Raw genomic sequence first — 17,355 nt, 5'->3', positions numbered from 1 at the left:
AAAAGATCCGCTTTGAGATCCATGGGCACAGAGCGGAAGATGCGGTTATCCATCAAGCGCGGTTGCGCCTTAATGATGGGCTCAAAATCCATCTGGGCGAGAATGTCTTTTGCCGGATCCACCCCGGGAGCGATTTCGATTAGCGTCATGCCTTCATCAGTTAGGGCAAATACGCAGCGCTCGGTAATGTAAAGCACGGGTTGCTTTTTTTCGAGGGCATATCTGCCGCTGAAGGTAACATGCTCCACCTGATCAATAAATTTTTTGACTTTACCCTCCTGAATAATCTTAAGGGTATCATTTTCAATGGACACCTTCAGACCTGCCGCGGTAAAAGTGCCTACAAAAATGACTTTTTTGGCATTCTGACTGATATTGATAAAACCGCCGGCCCCGGCCAATTTGGGGCCAAATTTGCTGACATTTAAATTTCCCGCTTTATCGGCCTGGGCCAGGCCTAAGAACGCCATATCGAGTCCGCCGCCGTCATAAAAATCAAATTGATTGGGCTGGTCAATCACCGCTTCGGTATTGGTAGCGGCACCAAAGTTCAAACCACCGGCTGGAATGCCGCCGATTACGCCCGGTTCGGCAGTCAGCGTAATGTAGTCCAGGATCTTTTCTTCATTGGCAATATTAGCCACACCTTCAGGCATGCCGATGCCCAAATTGACGACGCTGTTGGCTTTCAGTTCAAAGGCAGCTCTTCGGGCGATAATTTTGCGAGGATTCATTTCCATGGGGTCGATGGATTGCATCGGAACTTTATGCTCACAGCTAAAAGACGGGTTGTACACTTCGGCAAAGGTCTGCCAGTGGTTTTCGGGGCGTGAGACCACCACGCAATCGACCATGATACCGGGGATCTTGACTTGCCTGGCATTCAAGGTCCCCCGATCCGCAATACGCTCGACCTGCACAATCACAAAGCCATTGGAATTTTGTGCCGCCGTGGCAATTGCCAGAGACTCCAACGTGAGGGCCTCTTTTTCCATGGTAATATTTCCATCGGTATCGGCGGTGGTTCCGCGCAGCAGGGCGACATTGATGGGCAGGGTTTTGTAAGCCAGGTATTCATTCCCATCAAACTCCATAAGTTCAACGATGTCATCGGTGGTCATCGAATTAATTTTACCGCCGCCGTTTCGCGGATCAACAAATGTGCCCAAACCAACGGTGGTGATGGTACGGGGTTTATGGGCGGCAATATCGCGATACATATGCGAAATCACCCCCTGGGGCAGATTATAGGCCACAATTTTATTGTCGATCGCCAGTTTCTGCAGCTTGGGCACCAGGCCCCAATGGCCGCCAATCACCCGTTTAACCAGACCTTCATGACCGAAATGATTCAACCCCCTTTCAACCCCATCTCCCTGTCCGGCCGCATAGAGCAGCGTCAGGTTTTGGGGCTTCCCGTTGCCCAGAAAATAGGTTTCAAGCGCGATTGCAAGCTCCTCTGCGAATCCGATCCCGACAAATCCCCCGGTCGCGACTGTATCCCCATCCCGAATGAGACGCACGGCCTCTTCAGCTGACACGACTTTTCCCTTTTTGGCACGCGCCCCGGGCGCTTGCGAGAGGAGTGGATGCGCAAATTCAGTTTTTGGATCTGTCTTTTCCTGTTTCATTTGGCACCTCCTTGACCAAAATGATATTGTAAAAATGAAATGTAATGCTACCCCAATCCCTAATCATTTCGATGAACGGTCAAATCGGTCTTTTTAGGCTGATCACATTCGGGGTATGAAAAGGGAGGACCGCAGATTGCACGGCGCTCACTTCAATTCGCATTGCAAAATTAGTGCCTTTAATCGGGTATGGATACAATTTTAGAAAAGACCGGAATCGCAGATAAACCTGAAAAACTCTTTAAATTGCGGTAGCTACTTACCGTAAATGGGTTTTGAAAAACGCAAGGGTCTTTTCCCAGGAATCCCGATGCGCCTTGTGGTTATACTTATCGCCTGGCCAGATAAACGAATGATTGACACTGGGATAGAGAATATGGCGGTGATCGACGCCGTATGCTTTACAAGCAGTATCTAATTCAATGGTGTTGGCAACCGAAACGACAGTATCGATTTTTCCATGAAATGATAAAACCGGACAGGTTATGTGGCGAACAAAATCCAGTGGCTCATATTGATTCAATGGCAAATGTCCAAATTCTTCCAGGCCACCCTGCCAAGCCGTCAACCCGAAATAGTTAACGACCGCTTTAACCTGGGGAATCATGGATGCCATGATAAGCGCCAGCCCGCCGCCCCGGCTAAAGCCGATCATGCCCAATTTGTCCACATCGACCGACGGCAATTGCAGTAAAAAATCAACTACCGAGACAACATCATCAGCGCGCAGCTCTTTCCAATGTAAACGCGCGGATTCACCGCCAAACCAGGACAATGCCACAGCTGCAAAACCCTCGTTGGCCAGTCGCATGGCTATTTCCCCATGGTTGGGTTTAAAGCCGTCGCTCCCATGCAATACCACTACGACCGCGCTGTCTGATCGATGCTCGGGCAGACATAAAATGCCGGGAACGATTATGTCCCCGGCAGGATAAGAAATCGGTTTTTGTAATATGCCCATTTATCTCCCGGTATACATCTTTTCCTGAATATGGCGGACAGCAAAGTTAAACTCACCGCCGAGGGTGATGGCCGCCGCCGCAGCAGCGTATTCTTTGGCGCTTTGAATACCGGCCATTTTTAAAGCTTCTCTGGCCATTGGTGATATAATGCCTTCCGGGCTTGAGGTAATGCCCACTTCAACATTGGGCAGCTCTACACCAAAGACTAAATCGGTTCCCCGTATATAGGCGTAAACCTTTTGATAACAGGAAACCAGATACGGTCTGGGATTATTTTTCATGGTTCGATAAAAAGCAGGGATAATTTCTCCCCCCATGCCGGTATAAGCAGGCCATCCAATTTCTTCCAAGACCCCCTGTCGATCGAGCTCGATGTAAGACAGAAAATCTTCGACCGGGCGCTTGATCATTTTTTCAAACTTTTTAAGCGGAATATGTTGTTGGGCAGAAACGTATCGGCCGCGTCGGTTTCGTGGCGAAGGCTTGAGATCACCGTCTCTGCCCATGGCCACCACCGATATCCGGCATTTGATGTTTTGACGCTCAAACAGGTCGTCGATTAGATTTTTCGCCAATCCGACTGCATGGGATGTCTGGCCATGGCCGCGGTGATCGGCAAAACGGGTATAAAAACAACAATGCAATATACGATCTGCATGATGCTGTTTGTTTAAAAAATCAACATCGAATACCTCGCCGTTCCATTCGGCCAGCTGCGCCTGGGTCATTTGATCGATAATATCCGCAAGATTGGCTTTAATCAGTGCCTGGGCTTTTTCGCGCTCACCTTCGGTATCAAAAACAAATGCTAAATTCCTGGCCGCCTGGCCCCAGTCCGACACTTTCACCTCGACCGGCCCGTATTTATTGATTTTGAAGCATCCGACACTGATACCCAGGTGCCCGACACCCGGGCCCCAGCACAGAATATTTTGAAAGGTCTTTTCAACATCACCACAAACGGTAACTTCCCCGGCATAGCTATAATAATCCTCCACCCCGCCGATATAATTGTTGACCAGGGGTTTGTGACGCTCTTTTTCCGGCAACGCTTCAAGCGGCGTGGCACATAAGCCGCATCGCACATAGGTATCATCTGCTGCCAGCGTCCAGAGTGTGCCGTCTTTGGGACAGCGGTAACCCGTATGATACGGATTCTCCGGCAGCTCGATATGATAAAACGGTTGACCGCATTTTTCCTCGACAAAGGCGCGCCGCGCCTTTACGCCCACCAAAATATTCTCAGGTGTTGCAAATCCCATTTTAGCCGCCTGATCCTCGGCCTTCCAGGGAGGGATTTCTGCTTTAATCAAGGCATCTTTTATCTGCTGAATGGCATCATCCGATTTCATTGCTTCCTCCTCTTGGGTGGACTAACAACGGCCTCTCCATCTAAAATTTTGGTTCCATCCTGATTGACACAAACCGTTTTTAAGCGCACACGGTTTTTTTCGGTGATCATTTCGATGATCTCAACACGCGCGGTGACCGTATCCCCAATCCGCACAGGCGTCTGAAAATTAAGGCTCTGTTGCAAGTAAATGGTTCCCGGACCTGGCAATTTCGTGCCCAAAAGGGCAGATATCAGACCGGCGGCAAGCATCCCATGGGCAATGCGGGTTTTGAAAAACGTCTTTTCCGCATATTCCTCATTGATATGCGCAGGATTGAAATCTCCGCTTATGCCGGCATACAGATAGACATCTGATTCAGAAATCGTTTTGCCAAACTCTGCCGTTTCACCGACCTTTAGCGCTTCAATCGTTTTACCTATCATTTATGTCTCCTTTTTTTAAATTAGCATCATAAACAACAAAGACCCGGGTAATCAAGCTCAGTTTTCAGATCACCGCATAATTGCGGATTGCCCTCAATTGCGGCCAAAGCTCCGCCCGGTTTGCCAAGGCCATATTGAAAATCAAACCTGCCAGCCGCGCCGACTAGTCCCGGCGCAGCTCGAAGAGCGAAGTCGGAAGCTTTTCAAGCCACGGCGGGAACCTTTGAACATTGACAACCCTGAGTGTATCAGATAGGATTTGTCGATTTTCATCTGGATTAGGATCGGGGAATAGGCATGATTATCGGATTAGATGTCGGGGGTACACATACCGATGTGGTCCTTATCGGAGATAAAGGCCTTGAAAAGCAGGTCAAAGTTCCCACCGACACTAACGATCTGTTCAACTCGGTTCTAACCGGAATCAACACCATCACCGCTGATATCAATCTGCAAAACATCAACCGGATAGTCCTCAGCACAACCTTAACAACCAATGCTATTGTCCAGAAAAAGATTTCGCCGGTGGGCATGATTGTCTCCGGTGGCCCTGGAATACATCCTGAGTATTTTAAAACCAATTCGCATTATCATCCGGTTTCGGGTTCCATCGACCACCGCGGTCGTGAAATACAGCCACTCGATCCAAAAGAAATACAACAGGTGGCTGACCAGTTCAGCGCAGAAGGCATCCAAACTGCCGGTGTCATCGGAAAATTTTCGATTCGCAATCCCGACCATGAATTACAAATTGCTGACATCCTGAAAAATTCTTGTGAAAAAATTTTCCTGGGGCATCAAATTTCCGGCCGGCTAAATTTTTCTCGAAGAATTGCAACAACTTATCTGAATGCTGCGGTTTATCCCATCCACAAAGATTTTTATGTGTCCATTCAAAAGTCTCTTGAATCCAAGGGTCTTTCTCTGCCGATTCGTATCCTCAAGGGTGACGGCGGCAACATAAATTTTAACGCATCGATCGATTTCCCCGGCCAGACCATTCTTTCGGGGCCGGCTGCCAGTGCTATGGGCGCTATGGCCTTTGGTGCTGAAAATGAAGACACGCTGATATTGGATATTGGCGGCACGACAACCGATATGGCCCTGTTGATCCAGGGGGCGCCGGTGTTAAATCCGGTGGGCATCGAACTGGCCGATTACCACACACTTATCCGCGCACTCGATACGCGTTCCATCGGTCTGGGCGGTGACAGCAGTGTAAAGTTAAATCACGATGGACTGCAAATCGGACCCGAACGCCGGGGTGCGGCAATGGCTTACGGCGGTCCCGCACCAACACCCACAGATGCATTGATTGTGCTGGGAAAGATCACAGATGGGGATCGAGAAAAATCGGTCAATGGCTTTGCACCGATGGCCAAAAAGCGAAATCAACCGATCGATGCGCTGGCTGAGGATGTTTTTGACCTGGCCTGCAAAACGATACTCACTGAGGCTCAGGCGTTTATTGAGCACATCAACAGCAAACCAGTTTATACGGTTCATGAGCTAATGGAGGGATACCGGGTAAAGCCCGCGGCGATTATGGTGCTAGGCGGTCCAGCCCCGTATTTTGCTGAACATTTACAAAAATTGACCGATGCCCAGGTACGGGTCGTTCCGAAATGGGAGGTCGCCAATGCCATCGGTGCGGCCCTGGCCCGCACCACCTGTGAAGTCTCCGTCTTTGCAGATACGGAAAGACAAATTGTTGCCGCACCGAAAGAAAATTACCGCCAGCGAATTGACAAAAGTTTTGACCGCAAGGATGCCATCGACACTGCGCTGGCTTTGCTCAAACAAAAAGGGATTGATCGCGGGGCAAACCCGGATTATCTGGAAACGGAAATTACGCAAGAGATGGAATTCAATATGGTGCGTGGTTTCAACACCACCGGGAAGAACATCCGGGTTAAGGCGCAGATCAAACCCGGACTGATTCAGGGATACGATCATATACTTCGCAAGCTACCTGCGAATTAAACGTCGTAGGTTTTCATAAATTTGATGGTGCTAAATTTCTGGCAAACGGTTCACGGCATAAGGCACAAGGCAAAAATGAGTAAAACGATACGATCTAACCCTGCGCCTTGGGCCGTGAGCCTTGCGCCTGAGAAAGAAAACAACTTACATTTAAAAAAGCAGCATGTGTTTTAAAATCGGATTCATATGTTAAAAGCAAAACATAAAACCGGTCTGGTATTCTTCCCGGCCTTTGACTGGGCCATCAGCCCTACGCATCCGGAACGCGAAGAGCGGCTCCTGTATACCCAGGATCAAATCTTCGAAGAGGGTCTTTTCGATATTGCGGGCATTACAGAACTCAAGCCCGAACCGGTCAGCCTGAACGATATCCAGCGTGTCCATTTCTGTGTCCCGGATGTATCACGGGTAACGACCGAATCGCATTTTATCAGTGCCGGGGGCGCTAAAACCATTGGAATGGCGGTGATGGACAAAAAAATCCAGCGCGGATTCGCACTGGTGAGACCACCCGGTCATCATGCCATGCGTGTTGTCCATGGTGCACGCGGATTTTGCAACATCAACATTGAAGCCGTCATGATCGAATATCTCAGAGCGGCCTACCCGGTGGCCAAGGTGGCCATCGTCGACACCGATTGCCATCATGGCGACGGAACGCAGGATATTTACTGGCACGATCCCAACACCCTGTTTATTTCCATTCACCAGGACGGTCGCACTTTATACCCCGGATCCGGATTTTTGACTGAGCTCGGGGGACCGAATGCCATTGGAACCACCGTTAATATCCCATTGCCACCGCATACTTCCGAAGATGGATTTCTGTATGCCATCAAGGAGGTGGTGTTGCCCATTCTGGAAGATTTTAAGCCTGACATCGTTATTAATTCCGCCGGTCAGGACAATCATTACACGGATCCGATCACCAATATGAATTTTTCGGCCCAAGGATACGCCGAACTAACCGCACTTTTAAAACCGGATATCGCCGTTTTGGAAGGCGGCTATTCCATCGAGGGTGCCCTGCCGTATGTGAATGTGGGCATTATTTTGGCCATGGCCGGGCTGGATTACAGTCACGTCAGAGAACCCGACTATGACGCCGCTAAAATCCGTCAGAGCCCTGATGTCAGCGAATCCATTAAACAGGTCGCTGATACGATTTTGAGCTATTGGCAACAGCGTCAACATATCCAAACGCAGGTTCAATCAAAAGCCAACATCTTTGAACGCCAGCGCCAGATTTTTTATGATACCGATGGGATAACAGAAACCCAAACCGAGCAGGTTAAAACCTGTACCGAATGCGGCGGTGTCTGGCAGATTGACTCGGCCTCGGATCGGGGCCAGCACATATTGGCTGTTCATATTCCGTTTTTTGCTTGTTCGGATTGCCAAGATATGGGATATCGCTGGTATGAGGAAGCTGAATTGGATCGCTTCGACTTCAAATTTTTACAGGATCGCAGCACAGATAAATACAATGTTCACGGCAAACAATAACTGATGGTATTGACGACATTATGGCTAAACCGCTAATTGAAAACGATCGTTTCAACAAAAAGAAAGACCGCGATCAAGCTGAACAGACTGCTGACGACATCAGCCGTCTCGCAGAGCAATACCGCCATGATGCCGTTCGGTTTCGGACTGTGTTCGAGGACGCACCTCTGGGCATTGTGATTGCAAATCCACAGGGCTATATCCTGGAAGCCAACCACGCTTTTTTTCAGATGCTGGGATATGAACAAGATAAGATCAAAAAGATGACCTTTGTCGATATTACCTACCCGGGCGACCGTCAGGAAACCATTGATCTGAGCAACGCCGTCAGACAAGGCCGCATCGCATCCTACCAGACCGAAAAACGCTATTTGAAGAGCGATGGTCAGATTCTATGGGCCATTGTGAGGGCTTCAGCCGTCAAAGATCAGGACGGCAACATTCAATATTGGTTGGGCATTATGGAAGATATTTCCGAGCGTAAATCAGCCCAGGAAGCCTTAATGGAATCTGAGAAGCAATATCGCAACATTCTGGACAGCATCGAAGAAGGCTATTTTGAAGTCAATCTCAAAGGGGATTTTACTTTTTTTAATAATCGCGTGTGTCGGATAATCGGATATGAGCATGATGCCTTAATGGGGATGAACAATCGCCAATACACATCACCGGAAACCGCTCGTAAAATGTATCGAACCTTTAACCGGGTCTATCGTACCGGAGAAGCGGTAAAAATTACTAAATATGAAATCATTTCCAAAAATGGCGCCAAAAAGACGTTGGAATTATCGGCTTCGCTGATGCGTGATGCCGAAGACCAACCGATCGGATTTCGCGGCATCATGCGCGATGTCACCTTACGTATCCAGACGGAGAAAGAAAAAAAGCGTCTTGAATCTCAGGTGCAGCATGCTCAGAAGATGGAAGCCATCGGCACCTTGGCAGGCGGAATTGCCCATGACTTTAACAATTTACTGATGGGGTTTCAGGGCAATATCTCGCTGATGAAAATGGACCTGACCGATGATCATCCCCATCAAGAGTTTCTCAATAATATGGAAAGCTATGTTAAGCGGGGCTCTGATCTCACGCGGCAAATATTGGGATTTGCGCGTGGGGGTAAATACCAGGTAAAAACGACAAATTTGAACGCTCTGATCAACAAAAACGCGGATATGTTTAGCCGGGCCCGCAAAGAAATAACGATCCACAAAAAATTTCAGGAGGACCTCTATACGGTCGATGTGGACCGAGGCCAGATCGAGCAGGTTTTACTCAATCTTTTCGTCAATGCATGGCAGGCAATGCCGGGTGGCGGCAACCTTTATGTAGAGACTGAAAACATTAATCTGCAGGCGCATGATTATGACAAACCATACGCCATCGATTCTGGAAAATATGTGCGCATAACGATCTCAGATACCGGTATTGGGATGGACAAAAGCACCCAGGAAAGAATATTCGAACCTTTTTTTACCACCAAAGCATTTGGCCAAGGAACGGGTCTGGGTCTGGCGAGCGCCTACGGCATCATCAAAAACCATAACGGCATCATCAATGTTTACAGTGAAAAAGGACACGGAACCACCTTTAAAATCTATATGCCGGCATCAGACAAACGGGTGATTTCTGTCAATCTTAAACTCGAAGAAGCCCAAGGCGGTACTGAGATGATCTTGCTGGTTGATGACGAGGAAATGGTCTCTGATATCGGCAAGGATCTGCTTGAAAAACTGGGGTACACGGTATTGGTGGCCGACGGCGGCGCCGAAGCTATCAAATTGTTCAAGCGCCACCGGGACCAGATCGAGCTGGTCATCCTGGATATGATTATGCCCGATATGAGCGGAGGTGAAACCTTTAGCCACATGCGGGCTCTAAAACCGAATGCTAAAATCTTACTTTCCAGCGGTTATAGCCTTGATAGCCGAGCATCTGCCATCATGAAACAAGGCTGTAACGGTTTCATTCAAAAACCCTTCAATCTAAAAAAGCTTTCGCATAAGATAAGGGAAATATTAGACAATTGACGGCTGTCCAGTCCCCTTCTGTTTCTCCTGCAAATCAATTCTCACAGACTTAGATCAGCGTTAGCGCATTGACCGCATGGTGTTGTCGACTTAACATAAACCATCAGCGTCTGAATGTATAAACATCATGGTTTCAGGTGTTCCGCCGCAGGCGGATTCAGGTGTCAGAAACCGCTCTGATTGTCCGAATAAAGAACCGATGACATCCAAAATTATCAGTTTCGGATGATGTCATCTTTTTCTGAAACCTGACACCTGACACCTAATTTAACAAAAGCAAGGAGCCATAACAATGGAGCCTAAGATAAATATGTACACAATCTCGAACCGGGTTGCCCGTGTTTGGCTGGCCATATGGGTTTGCCTAATGGCAGTCGCCTGTGCTCAGGTACCCATCACCAACCGCCAGAGCCTGCAGCTGCTGCCGGAATCTCAGCTGGCGACCATGAGTTTGCAGGAGTATGATAAAGTATTAAGCCAGAGCAAATTATCGACGAATCAAAAGCAAGTTAAAATGGTGCGTCGGGTGGGTTTCCGAATCGCCAAGGCGGCCGAAGAATTTCTGGCAGACGCTGGAATGCAGTCTCAGATTAAGCATTTGAATTGGGAATTCAATTTGATCGAAGATGATAAAACTGCCAATGCCTGGGTGATGCCCGGCGGCAAGGCGGCTGTCTATACCGGCATTCTCAAGTACACCCGCGATGAAACCGGCCTGGCTGTCGTACTGGGGCACGAGGTGGCCCATGCCATTGCTGGTCACGGAAACGAGAGAATGAGCCAGGCGCTTTTGGCTCAGATGGGGGGCGTGGCATTGTCAGTCGCGCTTTCCGAAAATTCGTCCGAGACACGAAATCTCTTCATGCAAGCATATGGCGCCGGTGCCACCGTTGGATTGCTGCTGCCTTATAGTCGTCTGCATGAAAGTGAAGCCGACCGAATCGGTTTAACACTGATGGCCCGCGCCGGTTACGATCCCCGCGAAGCGGTTGGATTCTGGCAGAGAATGAACCAGAAGGCCGGGCGGCGTCCGCCAGAGCTTTTGTCCACTCACCCGGCGCCTGCCACCCGTATCGCCAATATTAAAAAGTATATTCCGGAGGCGCTGGTATACTATAAAAAAATCTGAAGCCATCTTAAATTTTGTTAGCCGGTTGAGCCCGTTGAGCCGGTAAACAAGCGAACGGGCAACGGGCTTAACGGGCTAAACCTTTTTTTCGATGAGTTGCCCCAAAGCCTCCAGGTGGGCTTTTTCCTCATCGGCCAATTTGAAAAGCACTTGTTGACTGCCAGTGTCAGCGCTTTTATCCGCAAAGCGCATATATAAATCCAGCGCCTGGGTTTCCAGCATCATAGCCAAATCAAGCACATCTGAGACCGTCTGCAGGAAAGCTTTATTTTGCTCTAAGAATACATCGAGCTGGTAGCCCCCCTCCAGAATGGCCGGCCGAATATTGGCTTCATAAGCCGCCATATCCATGCCGGGCGGTTCAATTTCGGATAACAAATCAAACAGGCGTTTCTTGTGATGGCCTTCGATTTCAGCCAGCTTGCCGAATAGTGCTTTAAGATCTGCATCCTGGGTGGTTTCAATCAGCTTTTGATAAAATACGCCGAGTCCCAGTTCCATGCCGTAAGCCAGGGCAATCATTTCAGAGGGCGTTTCATCACCCCGCACCAGTTCCAGATTAAGCTCCTGAGGCCCGTCTGCTGTTTTTCCCAGCCAGGCCTTGATACCGCCCTGAAGATTATAAATTTCTTTGAAATCCAAACCGGATAACAGTTGCGCCGCCGCCTGGCTGCGTCCTCCCACCGCTCAGTAAACGATGACCGGCTTATTTTTATCCAGTTGCTTTAACCCGTCCTTTAATCCCGGCAGCGGGATGAGTTTCGCACCGGGAATATGTTCGCCTTCATATTCACCGGGCTGACGCACATCCAACAGCGTATAAGTGCCTTCTTTGTGCTCAGCGATAAACTTTTTTGCCGTTTCACTATTCAGGGATTTGACGGGTGTAAAAAGCTTCTTTAAGCTGACCATAGGTGCCTCCTAAGATGCTATGCATTCGAGATTTTGAAATGGCTTTTAAGCAGATCAATCCTTTTCTGTAATTTCGCCTGAGACTTGAAAATTGCGCATAAACTTCCGATCGATAGTATCTTTGAGCCAAAATATCAAGCGACCTTTCCAAACCCAGCTACCGCGGCAAAAAATTCCGGTTTCGTTCCCCAAATTGTAGATTAACAGATAGGTATCCTGCGGCTCAAAGGTCTTTAAGTCTCTGCCTTCAAGGGCAGCCAGCAAATTAGCATACAGTACCGGATTTTGCCTTACAGCGTATACTCCCACTTTATCCAGCGGTTGTGGCTCGAAACTGATACAATCACCGCCACCGAATATGTCAGGATACGACACACTCTGAAGATAAGTATTGACCAGCAAGCCGCCATCGCTTCCGGTCGGCAATCCGGATTCTTTGAAAAGATGCGAGGGTTCGATCCCCCAGGCCAGAAGTGCCAGATCAAAGTTCACTTCGCGTTGGTCATCCAGGGTGGCAACCCCATCCTTCAGGCAATTGACGCGGACACCTTCAATGAACTCGATGCTGCGTGCTGCCAGAGATCGTCTGGCATAGCGCTGCGCTTTGACCGGCATTGAAGCTAAAAAACGACGGCCGCCGCAAACGGTGATGCTAGCCGGGGTCCTGCTTTGCTGCACCAGCCGCCAAAGATTGCCGGCAAGCTCCAATGCGGCAGCACCGCCGCCCACCACAATCAGTTTGGGTTCCCGGGAGCGCATGTTTCCCTTGATGAGCTGCCGTACTTTAATCAGGTTTTCAATCGGTTTAACCGAAAAAATGCGATCACCATCAACACGGGCTACATCTGCTGGCACTCTACTGCCGGTGTTACAGGAAACAACGTCATAGGCTAATTCCGCACCGGATTTGAGAACCAGTATTTTTTGATCCGCATCGATGCGGGTGACCGTATCCTGCACAAAGGCGCCGCCGCGATCTTCAACCATCTTTTTTACATTGAAACGCACTTCCTGCGGCCGATATGTGCCGCCCAGCAATCCCGGTCCCATCCCGGAATAATAATGATGCGTCGAAGGGCCAATCAGGGTCACTTGATGGCCGCGCTCGATATAGTTTTGCAGATTGACCATAACCGTCATATGAGCATGCCCGCCGCCGACCAGCACCAGATGTTTTCCCATCTCTTCCTCCTCGGTCATCACTGTTACAGTGGATTTATCATATTTATTATAAAAAACCCACCCACAAACAATGTATTGACGCCGGCTGGGCAATCCAATACAAAAACAGCTTATGGAAGATAATCGTCACATAGCAATGCAAACACATCTTCAGCTCAGAGCCCGCATTATGGATGCCACGCGGCAGTACTTTATCGGCAAACAATATCTAGAAGTCGAGACCCCTGTGCGCATACCGGCGCCGGCACCTGAAGCCCATATTGATGCCGTAACATCCGGAAACTGGTTTTTACAAACCTCTCCTGAACTGTGCATGAAAAGGCTGTTGGCCTTCGGCTTTCCACGTATATTCCAAATATGCAAATGCTTCCGTCAGGCGGAAAGGGGTCAGCAGCATCTGCCCGAATTGACCCTGCTTGAATGGTATAGGGCAGACAGCACTTATCAGGATTTGATGGATGAATGTGAGGATATCATCAACACTGTCGCCCGCAAGATCGGACTAGCGGGCATTCTCACCTATCAAGGCCGGCGAATCGAGTTGGATCCCCCCTGGCCCCGCATATCGGTCCGCGAGTCGTTCGAGAAATACGCATCCATCTCACTTGATGCTGCCCTGCAAACAGATCAGTTTGATGAGATCATGGTAACCCAGATTGAACCGCAGCTGGACCAAACCCAGCCGATTTTTCTGTATGACTACCCGGCCAGCAGCGGTGCGCTGGCGAAATTGAAAAATGAAGACCCCCGCTATGCAGAACGCTTTGAGCTCTATATCGGTGGTCTGGAAATATGCAACGCTTTTAGCGAGCTAACTGACCCGGTGGAACAAAGAGCCCGTTTTGAACACGAACAAAAACAGCGGCGCAAGGACGGCAAGGCAGTGTACCCAATGCCTGAAAAATTTCTGGCGGCCCTTGAAGATCTGCCGGCGGCAGCCGGTAATGCCCTTGGAATGGATCGCTTGATCATGCTTTTTGCCGATGCAAAACAAATTGATGATGTGGTGGCCTTTACGCCCGAAGCACTTTAATTAATTACCTTATCGTTATGTTTGCGACTTGATGTTGATACCCGTGCTTGATAAGGTTTAACCAATGCCAGACACGCCTCATGATAAAAAGTCGGATTCAAATGAGATAGGTGGAACGCTGGGGACTTTTGCCGGTGTTTTTACACCCAGCATTTTGACCATTCTGGGGATCATCCTCTTTCTGCGACTGGGCTTTGTGGTCGGTAATGCAGGGCTGGGAAGTGCTTTGATCATTCTGGCACTGGCCAACGGCATTTCATTGCTGACCACCTTTTCTCTGTCGGCCATCGCCACCAATTTAAAAGTCAAGGGCGGTGGCGACTACTACCTGATCTCCCGAACACTCGGGCTGGAATACGGTGGTGCCATCGGCATCGTGCTGTTTTTGGCACAGTCGGTTTCAATTGGCTTTTATTGTATCGGTTTTGGCGAGGTGATCGCTCGAAGCCTGTCCATGCAGGCGGGCCATTCCACCCAGATCGTTGCCGCCGGTGCGGTGGCATTTTTGTTTATTTTCGCCTGGCTGGGCGCCGACTGGGCCACGCGTTTTCAATATGGGGTTATGGCCATTTTGATCGCAGCCCTTTTATCCTTTTTTGTCGGCGGCATAGCCAAATGGGACAGCGCCCTACTGGCCCAGAATTGGAGCGCGCCAGCTGGGGGCTTAAGTTTTTGGGTCATCTTTGCCATTTTCTTTCCGGCGGTGACCGGCTTTACACAGGGGGTTAGCATGTCCGGCGATTTAAAGGATGCCGGCAAAAGCCTACCCCGGGGAACTTTTATGGCAGTGGGCGTTTCGATTGTGGTCTATTTCCTGGCGGCAATTGTTTTTGCTGCCACGCTGCCCGCCAGCACGCTCATGGGTGAGTACGATTCCATGAAACGCGTTTCTGCTGTGGCGTTTCTGATACGGGCCGGGGTGATTGCCGCCACCCTGTCATCAGCCATGGCGTCTTTTTTAGGCGCGCCCCGCATTTTGCAGTCCTTATCAGCCGATCGCATCTTTCCTTTTTTACTGCCTTTTGCCCAGGGGGTTGGCCCGACCAATAATCCCCGCAGAGGGGTTTACCTGTCTGCGGGGATTGCATTTGCTACCGTCGGCCTTGGAAAGTTGAACCTAATCGCCCCGGTGGTTTCGATGTTTTTTCTGATTTCATATGGGCTTTTAAACTATGCCACCTTTTTCGAAGCCCGCGCCGGCAGCCCGTCTTTTCGCCCCCGTTTCCGCTGGTATGATCAACGACTCAGCCTGGCCGGTGCCCTGGCCTGTCTGATGGTGATGCTGGCAATTGATTGGAAGGCTGGGATGCTGGCCGCTGCCATACTATTCGGCATTTTTCAGTATTTGAAGCGCACCAGCAAGCCGGCACGCTGGGCCGACAGCCGGCGTTCTTACTATCTGCAACGCATTCGGGCCAATCTGCTGGCCGCCGCTCAGGAACCCGATCATCCCCGCGACTGGCGACCCCAGCTGCTGGTGTTTTCCGACGATGCCCATCGACGCCAGCGTCTGCTGCAATTTGTGGAATGGCTCGAGGGTGACACCGGATTTGCCACAGTGGTCCGCATCCTGGAAGGCGACGGCCCTAAAATGATCAAACTGCGGGAAGCGGCTGAAAAAGAGCTCCGCAAAGACATCGTCGAGAGCAAATCAGAAGCATTTCCTCTTGTTGTGGTGGTGCCTAAAATGATTCAGGGGATTCACACCCTGGTGCAAGGCTACGGTATCGGCCCTTTGAAAGTGAATACCGTGTTGCTCAACTGGTTCGAGCATGAACCCACGATTCAGCGCGGCATTCGCGAAATCCTGTATGGCCGTCGCCTTAAAACTGCATTTCGCCTCGGCTGCAATATCATTGTGTTAAAAACAAACGACAATGACTGGGAAAGCCTGGAGAAGGTTCCGGGGCCGCAACGCCGCATCGATGTCTGGTGGTGGGATGATGCCAGCAGTCATTTGATGCTGTTGCTGGCCCATCTGACAACCCGCTCCAAAGACTGGCAGGGAGCCCGCATCCGGGTTTTGGCGCCCGGGTTTGATCATCCGACCGAAGATGCCATGACGGGTTTCCGCCAGAGACTCGAGAACTATCGAATCGAAGCCGAGCCGCAAATGGTGTTTAATGCCAAAGCTAGCAACGTTATCGGTTATTCACAAAGATCGTCACTTGTTTTTTTGCCGTTTCGTCTGAAGGGCAATCGACCCGTAGACCCGTTTGACCAGCCCGCCGAAGAAATTCTGGCTGATCTGCCGCTGACTGCACTTGTGCTGGCCGCTGAAGATGTCGAGCTGGAGGCTGAGCCCGAAGAGGGCAAGGCAGCTGACATCGCCGCAGCCGCGGATGATTACACGAATGCCGCCAAACGGGCAAAAGAGGCCAAAAAAGATGCCAAATCCGCTGCAGCCGCCCTGGCAGCTGCCAAAGAAGATCTGCGGCGGCAAATTAAAACCGGTGCCGGCGACACGGCCACCATTGCGACACTTAAAGCCAATATCAAAGCAGCTGAACACCAAGCCGCTAAAATGGCCCGCCGATCCGCCAAAGCCACCGTCAAGGCCATCGCCGCCGCCAAAGCAGTTGAAGCGTTGGGCGGGCAAACAAAAAAATCCACCGAAGAGGCGGTCGATTCGGCTGATCCCGGGAAGGACTGATGAGCACCTCTCACCGGTGATAGGCGCAGAACCAGCGCATATGACTTTAACTTCTTAAAATTACGTTTAATATGAAATGCTTGACAAAATGGCTACTAAATGAATAAAGTCCCTGTAAATAAAAACGGCACATGAAGATCCAGCAGAATCTAAGTGAAGGAGACCAATATGGGCAGTTATGTTAAAGCGATATTGTTGCTAATTGTTCTGGTGGTCCTGGTAACATTTGGCATCAAAAACCTTGAGCCGATTCGGCTGCATTATTATTTCGAATTAAGCAGCATGCCTTTGCCGTTGTATGGTGTTGTTTATGGTGCCATACTGGTCGGCATTTTTATTGGAATGTTTGTGGGTATTAATTCCAGGTTCGCCCAGCGGAAAAAAATTAAGATGTTGCGAAAAGAAAACCGTGAGCTGCAAGGAAAAGTCAGTGAAGAAAGCCCGGAAGAAAAAACCGTAGATGAGCAGCCGCCAAAAGAACCTGAAGATGAATCGGACAGCAGCGAAGAAACCCAAAGATTCTAATTAGGTACCACCCGCCATTGACCGCAGGACCT

Annotated in this window: 14 protein-coding genes; 7 read left to right on the top strand and 7 right to left on the bottom strand. The window is 49.7% G+C overall.

Features of this window, described 5'->3' with window-relative positions; all coding sequences use genetic code 11:
- From QNJ26_17695 to QNJ26_17680, 4 genes are all read right to left on the bottom strand, one after another.
- On the bottom strand, window positions 1–1,631 hold a 1,631-nt coding region (locus QNJ26_17695; protein MDJ0987378.1), incomplete at its 3' end, for an acyl CoA:acetate/3-ketoacid CoA transferase.
- Window positions 1,632–1,890: 259 nt separating this feature from the next.
- On the bottom strand, window positions 1,891–2,592 hold the full coding sequence (locus QNJ26_17690; protein ID MDJ0987377.1) for an alpha/beta fold hydrolase: 702 nt from the start codon (window positions 2,590–2,592) through the stop codon (window positions 1,891–1,893).
- On the bottom strand, window positions 2,593–3,945 hold the full coding sequence (locus QNJ26_17685) for a hypothetical protein (protein MDJ0987376.1): 1,353 nt from the start codon (window positions 3,943–3,945) through the stop codon (window positions 2,593–2,595).
- Window positions 3,942–4,370, bottom strand: a complete 429-nt coding sequence (locus tag QNJ26_17680; protein ID MDJ0987375.1) for a MaoC family dehydratase — start codon at window positions 4,368–4,370, stop codon at window positions 3,942–3,944. The genes QNJ26_17685 and QNJ26_17680 overlap by 4 nt, the downstream gene beginning before the upstream one ends.
- Window positions 4,371–4,667: 297 nt before the next feature.
- Between QNJ26_17680 and QNJ26_17675 the strand changes: the two genes are divergently transcribed.
- The 4 genes from QNJ26_17675 (at window position 4,668) to QNJ26_17660 (ending at window position 11,018) form a co-directional block, all read left to right on the top strand.
- Window positions 4,668–6,353, top strand: coding sequence for a hydantoinase/oxoprolinase family protein (locus QNJ26_17675; GenBank protein ID MDJ0987374.1), 1,686 nt, complete (start codon window positions 4,668–4,670; stop codon window positions 6,351–6,353).
- Window positions 6,354–6,539: 186 nt separating this feature from the next.
- A complete protein-coding gene (locus QNJ26_17670) occupies window positions 6,540–7,859 on the top strand; it encodes a histone deacetylase (GenBank protein ID MDJ0987373.1) in 1,320 nt (439 codons plus the stop codon).
- A 20-nt stretch (window positions 7,860–7,879) separates the two neighbouring features.
- Entirely contained in the window at window positions 7,880–9,889 is a 2,010-nt protein-coding gene (locus tag QNJ26_17665; GenBank protein ID MDJ0987372.1) for a PAS domain S-box protein, read from the top strand.
- 292 nt (window positions 9,890–10,181) lie between these two features.
- Window positions 10,182–11,018 (top strand): M48 family metallopeptidase, encoded by an 837-nt coding sequence (locus tag QNJ26_17660; GenBank protein MDJ0987371.1) that lies wholly within the window; start codon window positions 10,182–10,184, stop codon window positions 11,016–11,018.
- Between the two features lie 75 nt (window positions 11,019–11,093).
- On the opposite strand, the gene QNJ26_17655 is transcribed toward QNJ26_17660, so the two are convergent.
- The 3 genes from QNJ26_17655 to QNJ26_17645 are packed head-to-tail and all read right to left on the bottom strand — an operon-like array spanning window position 11,094 to window position 13,112.
- Window positions 11,094–11,702, bottom strand: coding sequence for a sulfurtransferase (locus QNJ26_17655; GenBank protein MDJ0987370.1), 609 nt, complete (start codon window positions 11,700–11,702; stop codon window positions 11,094–11,096).
- Between the two features lie 3 nt (window positions 11,703–11,705).
- Window positions 11,706–11,930 carry a rhodanese-like domain-containing protein gene (locus QNJ26_17650; GenBank protein ID MDJ0987369.1) on the bottom strand — a complete coding sequence of 75 codons (225 nt, stop codon included), beginning with the start codon at window positions 11,928–11,930 and terminating at the stop codon, window positions 11,706–11,708.
- Window positions 11,931–11,984: 54 nt separating this feature from the next.
- Window positions 11,985–13,112 (bottom strand): FAD-dependent oxidoreductase, encoded by a 1,128-nt coding sequence (locus tag QNJ26_17645; protein ID MDJ0987368.1) that lies wholly within the window; start codon window positions 13,110–13,112, stop codon window positions 11,985–11,987.
- Between the two features lie 112 nt (window positions 13,113–13,224).
- Between QNJ26_17645 and epmA the strand changes: the two genes are divergently transcribed.
- From epmA to QNJ26_17630, 3 genes are all read left to right on the top strand, one after another.
- Window positions 13,225–14,145 (top strand): EF-P lysine aminoacylase EpmA, encoded by a 921-nt coding sequence (gene epmA, locus QNJ26_17640; GenBank protein ID MDJ0987367.1) that lies wholly within the window; start codon window positions 13,225–13,227, stop codon window positions 14,143–14,145.
- A gap of 64 nt (window positions 14,146–14,209) precedes the next feature.
- Window positions 14,210–16,798 (top strand): amino acid permease, encoded by a 2,589-nt coding sequence (locus QNJ26_17635; protein ID MDJ0987366.1) that lies wholly within the window; start codon window positions 14,210–14,212, stop codon window positions 16,796–16,798.
- A gap of 168 nt (window positions 16,799–16,966) precedes the next feature.
- On the top strand, window positions 16,967–17,323 hold the full coding sequence (locus QNJ26_17630) for a LapA family protein (protein ID MDJ0987365.1): 357 nt from the start codon (window positions 16,967–16,969) through the stop codon (window positions 17,321–17,323).
- Window positions 17,324–17,355: the final 32 nt, after the last annotated feature.

The organism is Desulfobacterales bacterium (genome assembly GCA_030066985.1).
In the GTDB taxonomy this organism is placed as follows: Bacteria; Desulfobacterota; Desulfobacteria; order Desulfobacterales; family JAHEIW01; genus JAHEIW01.
This window is presented reverse-complemented; position numbering and strand designations above follow the sequence as displayed.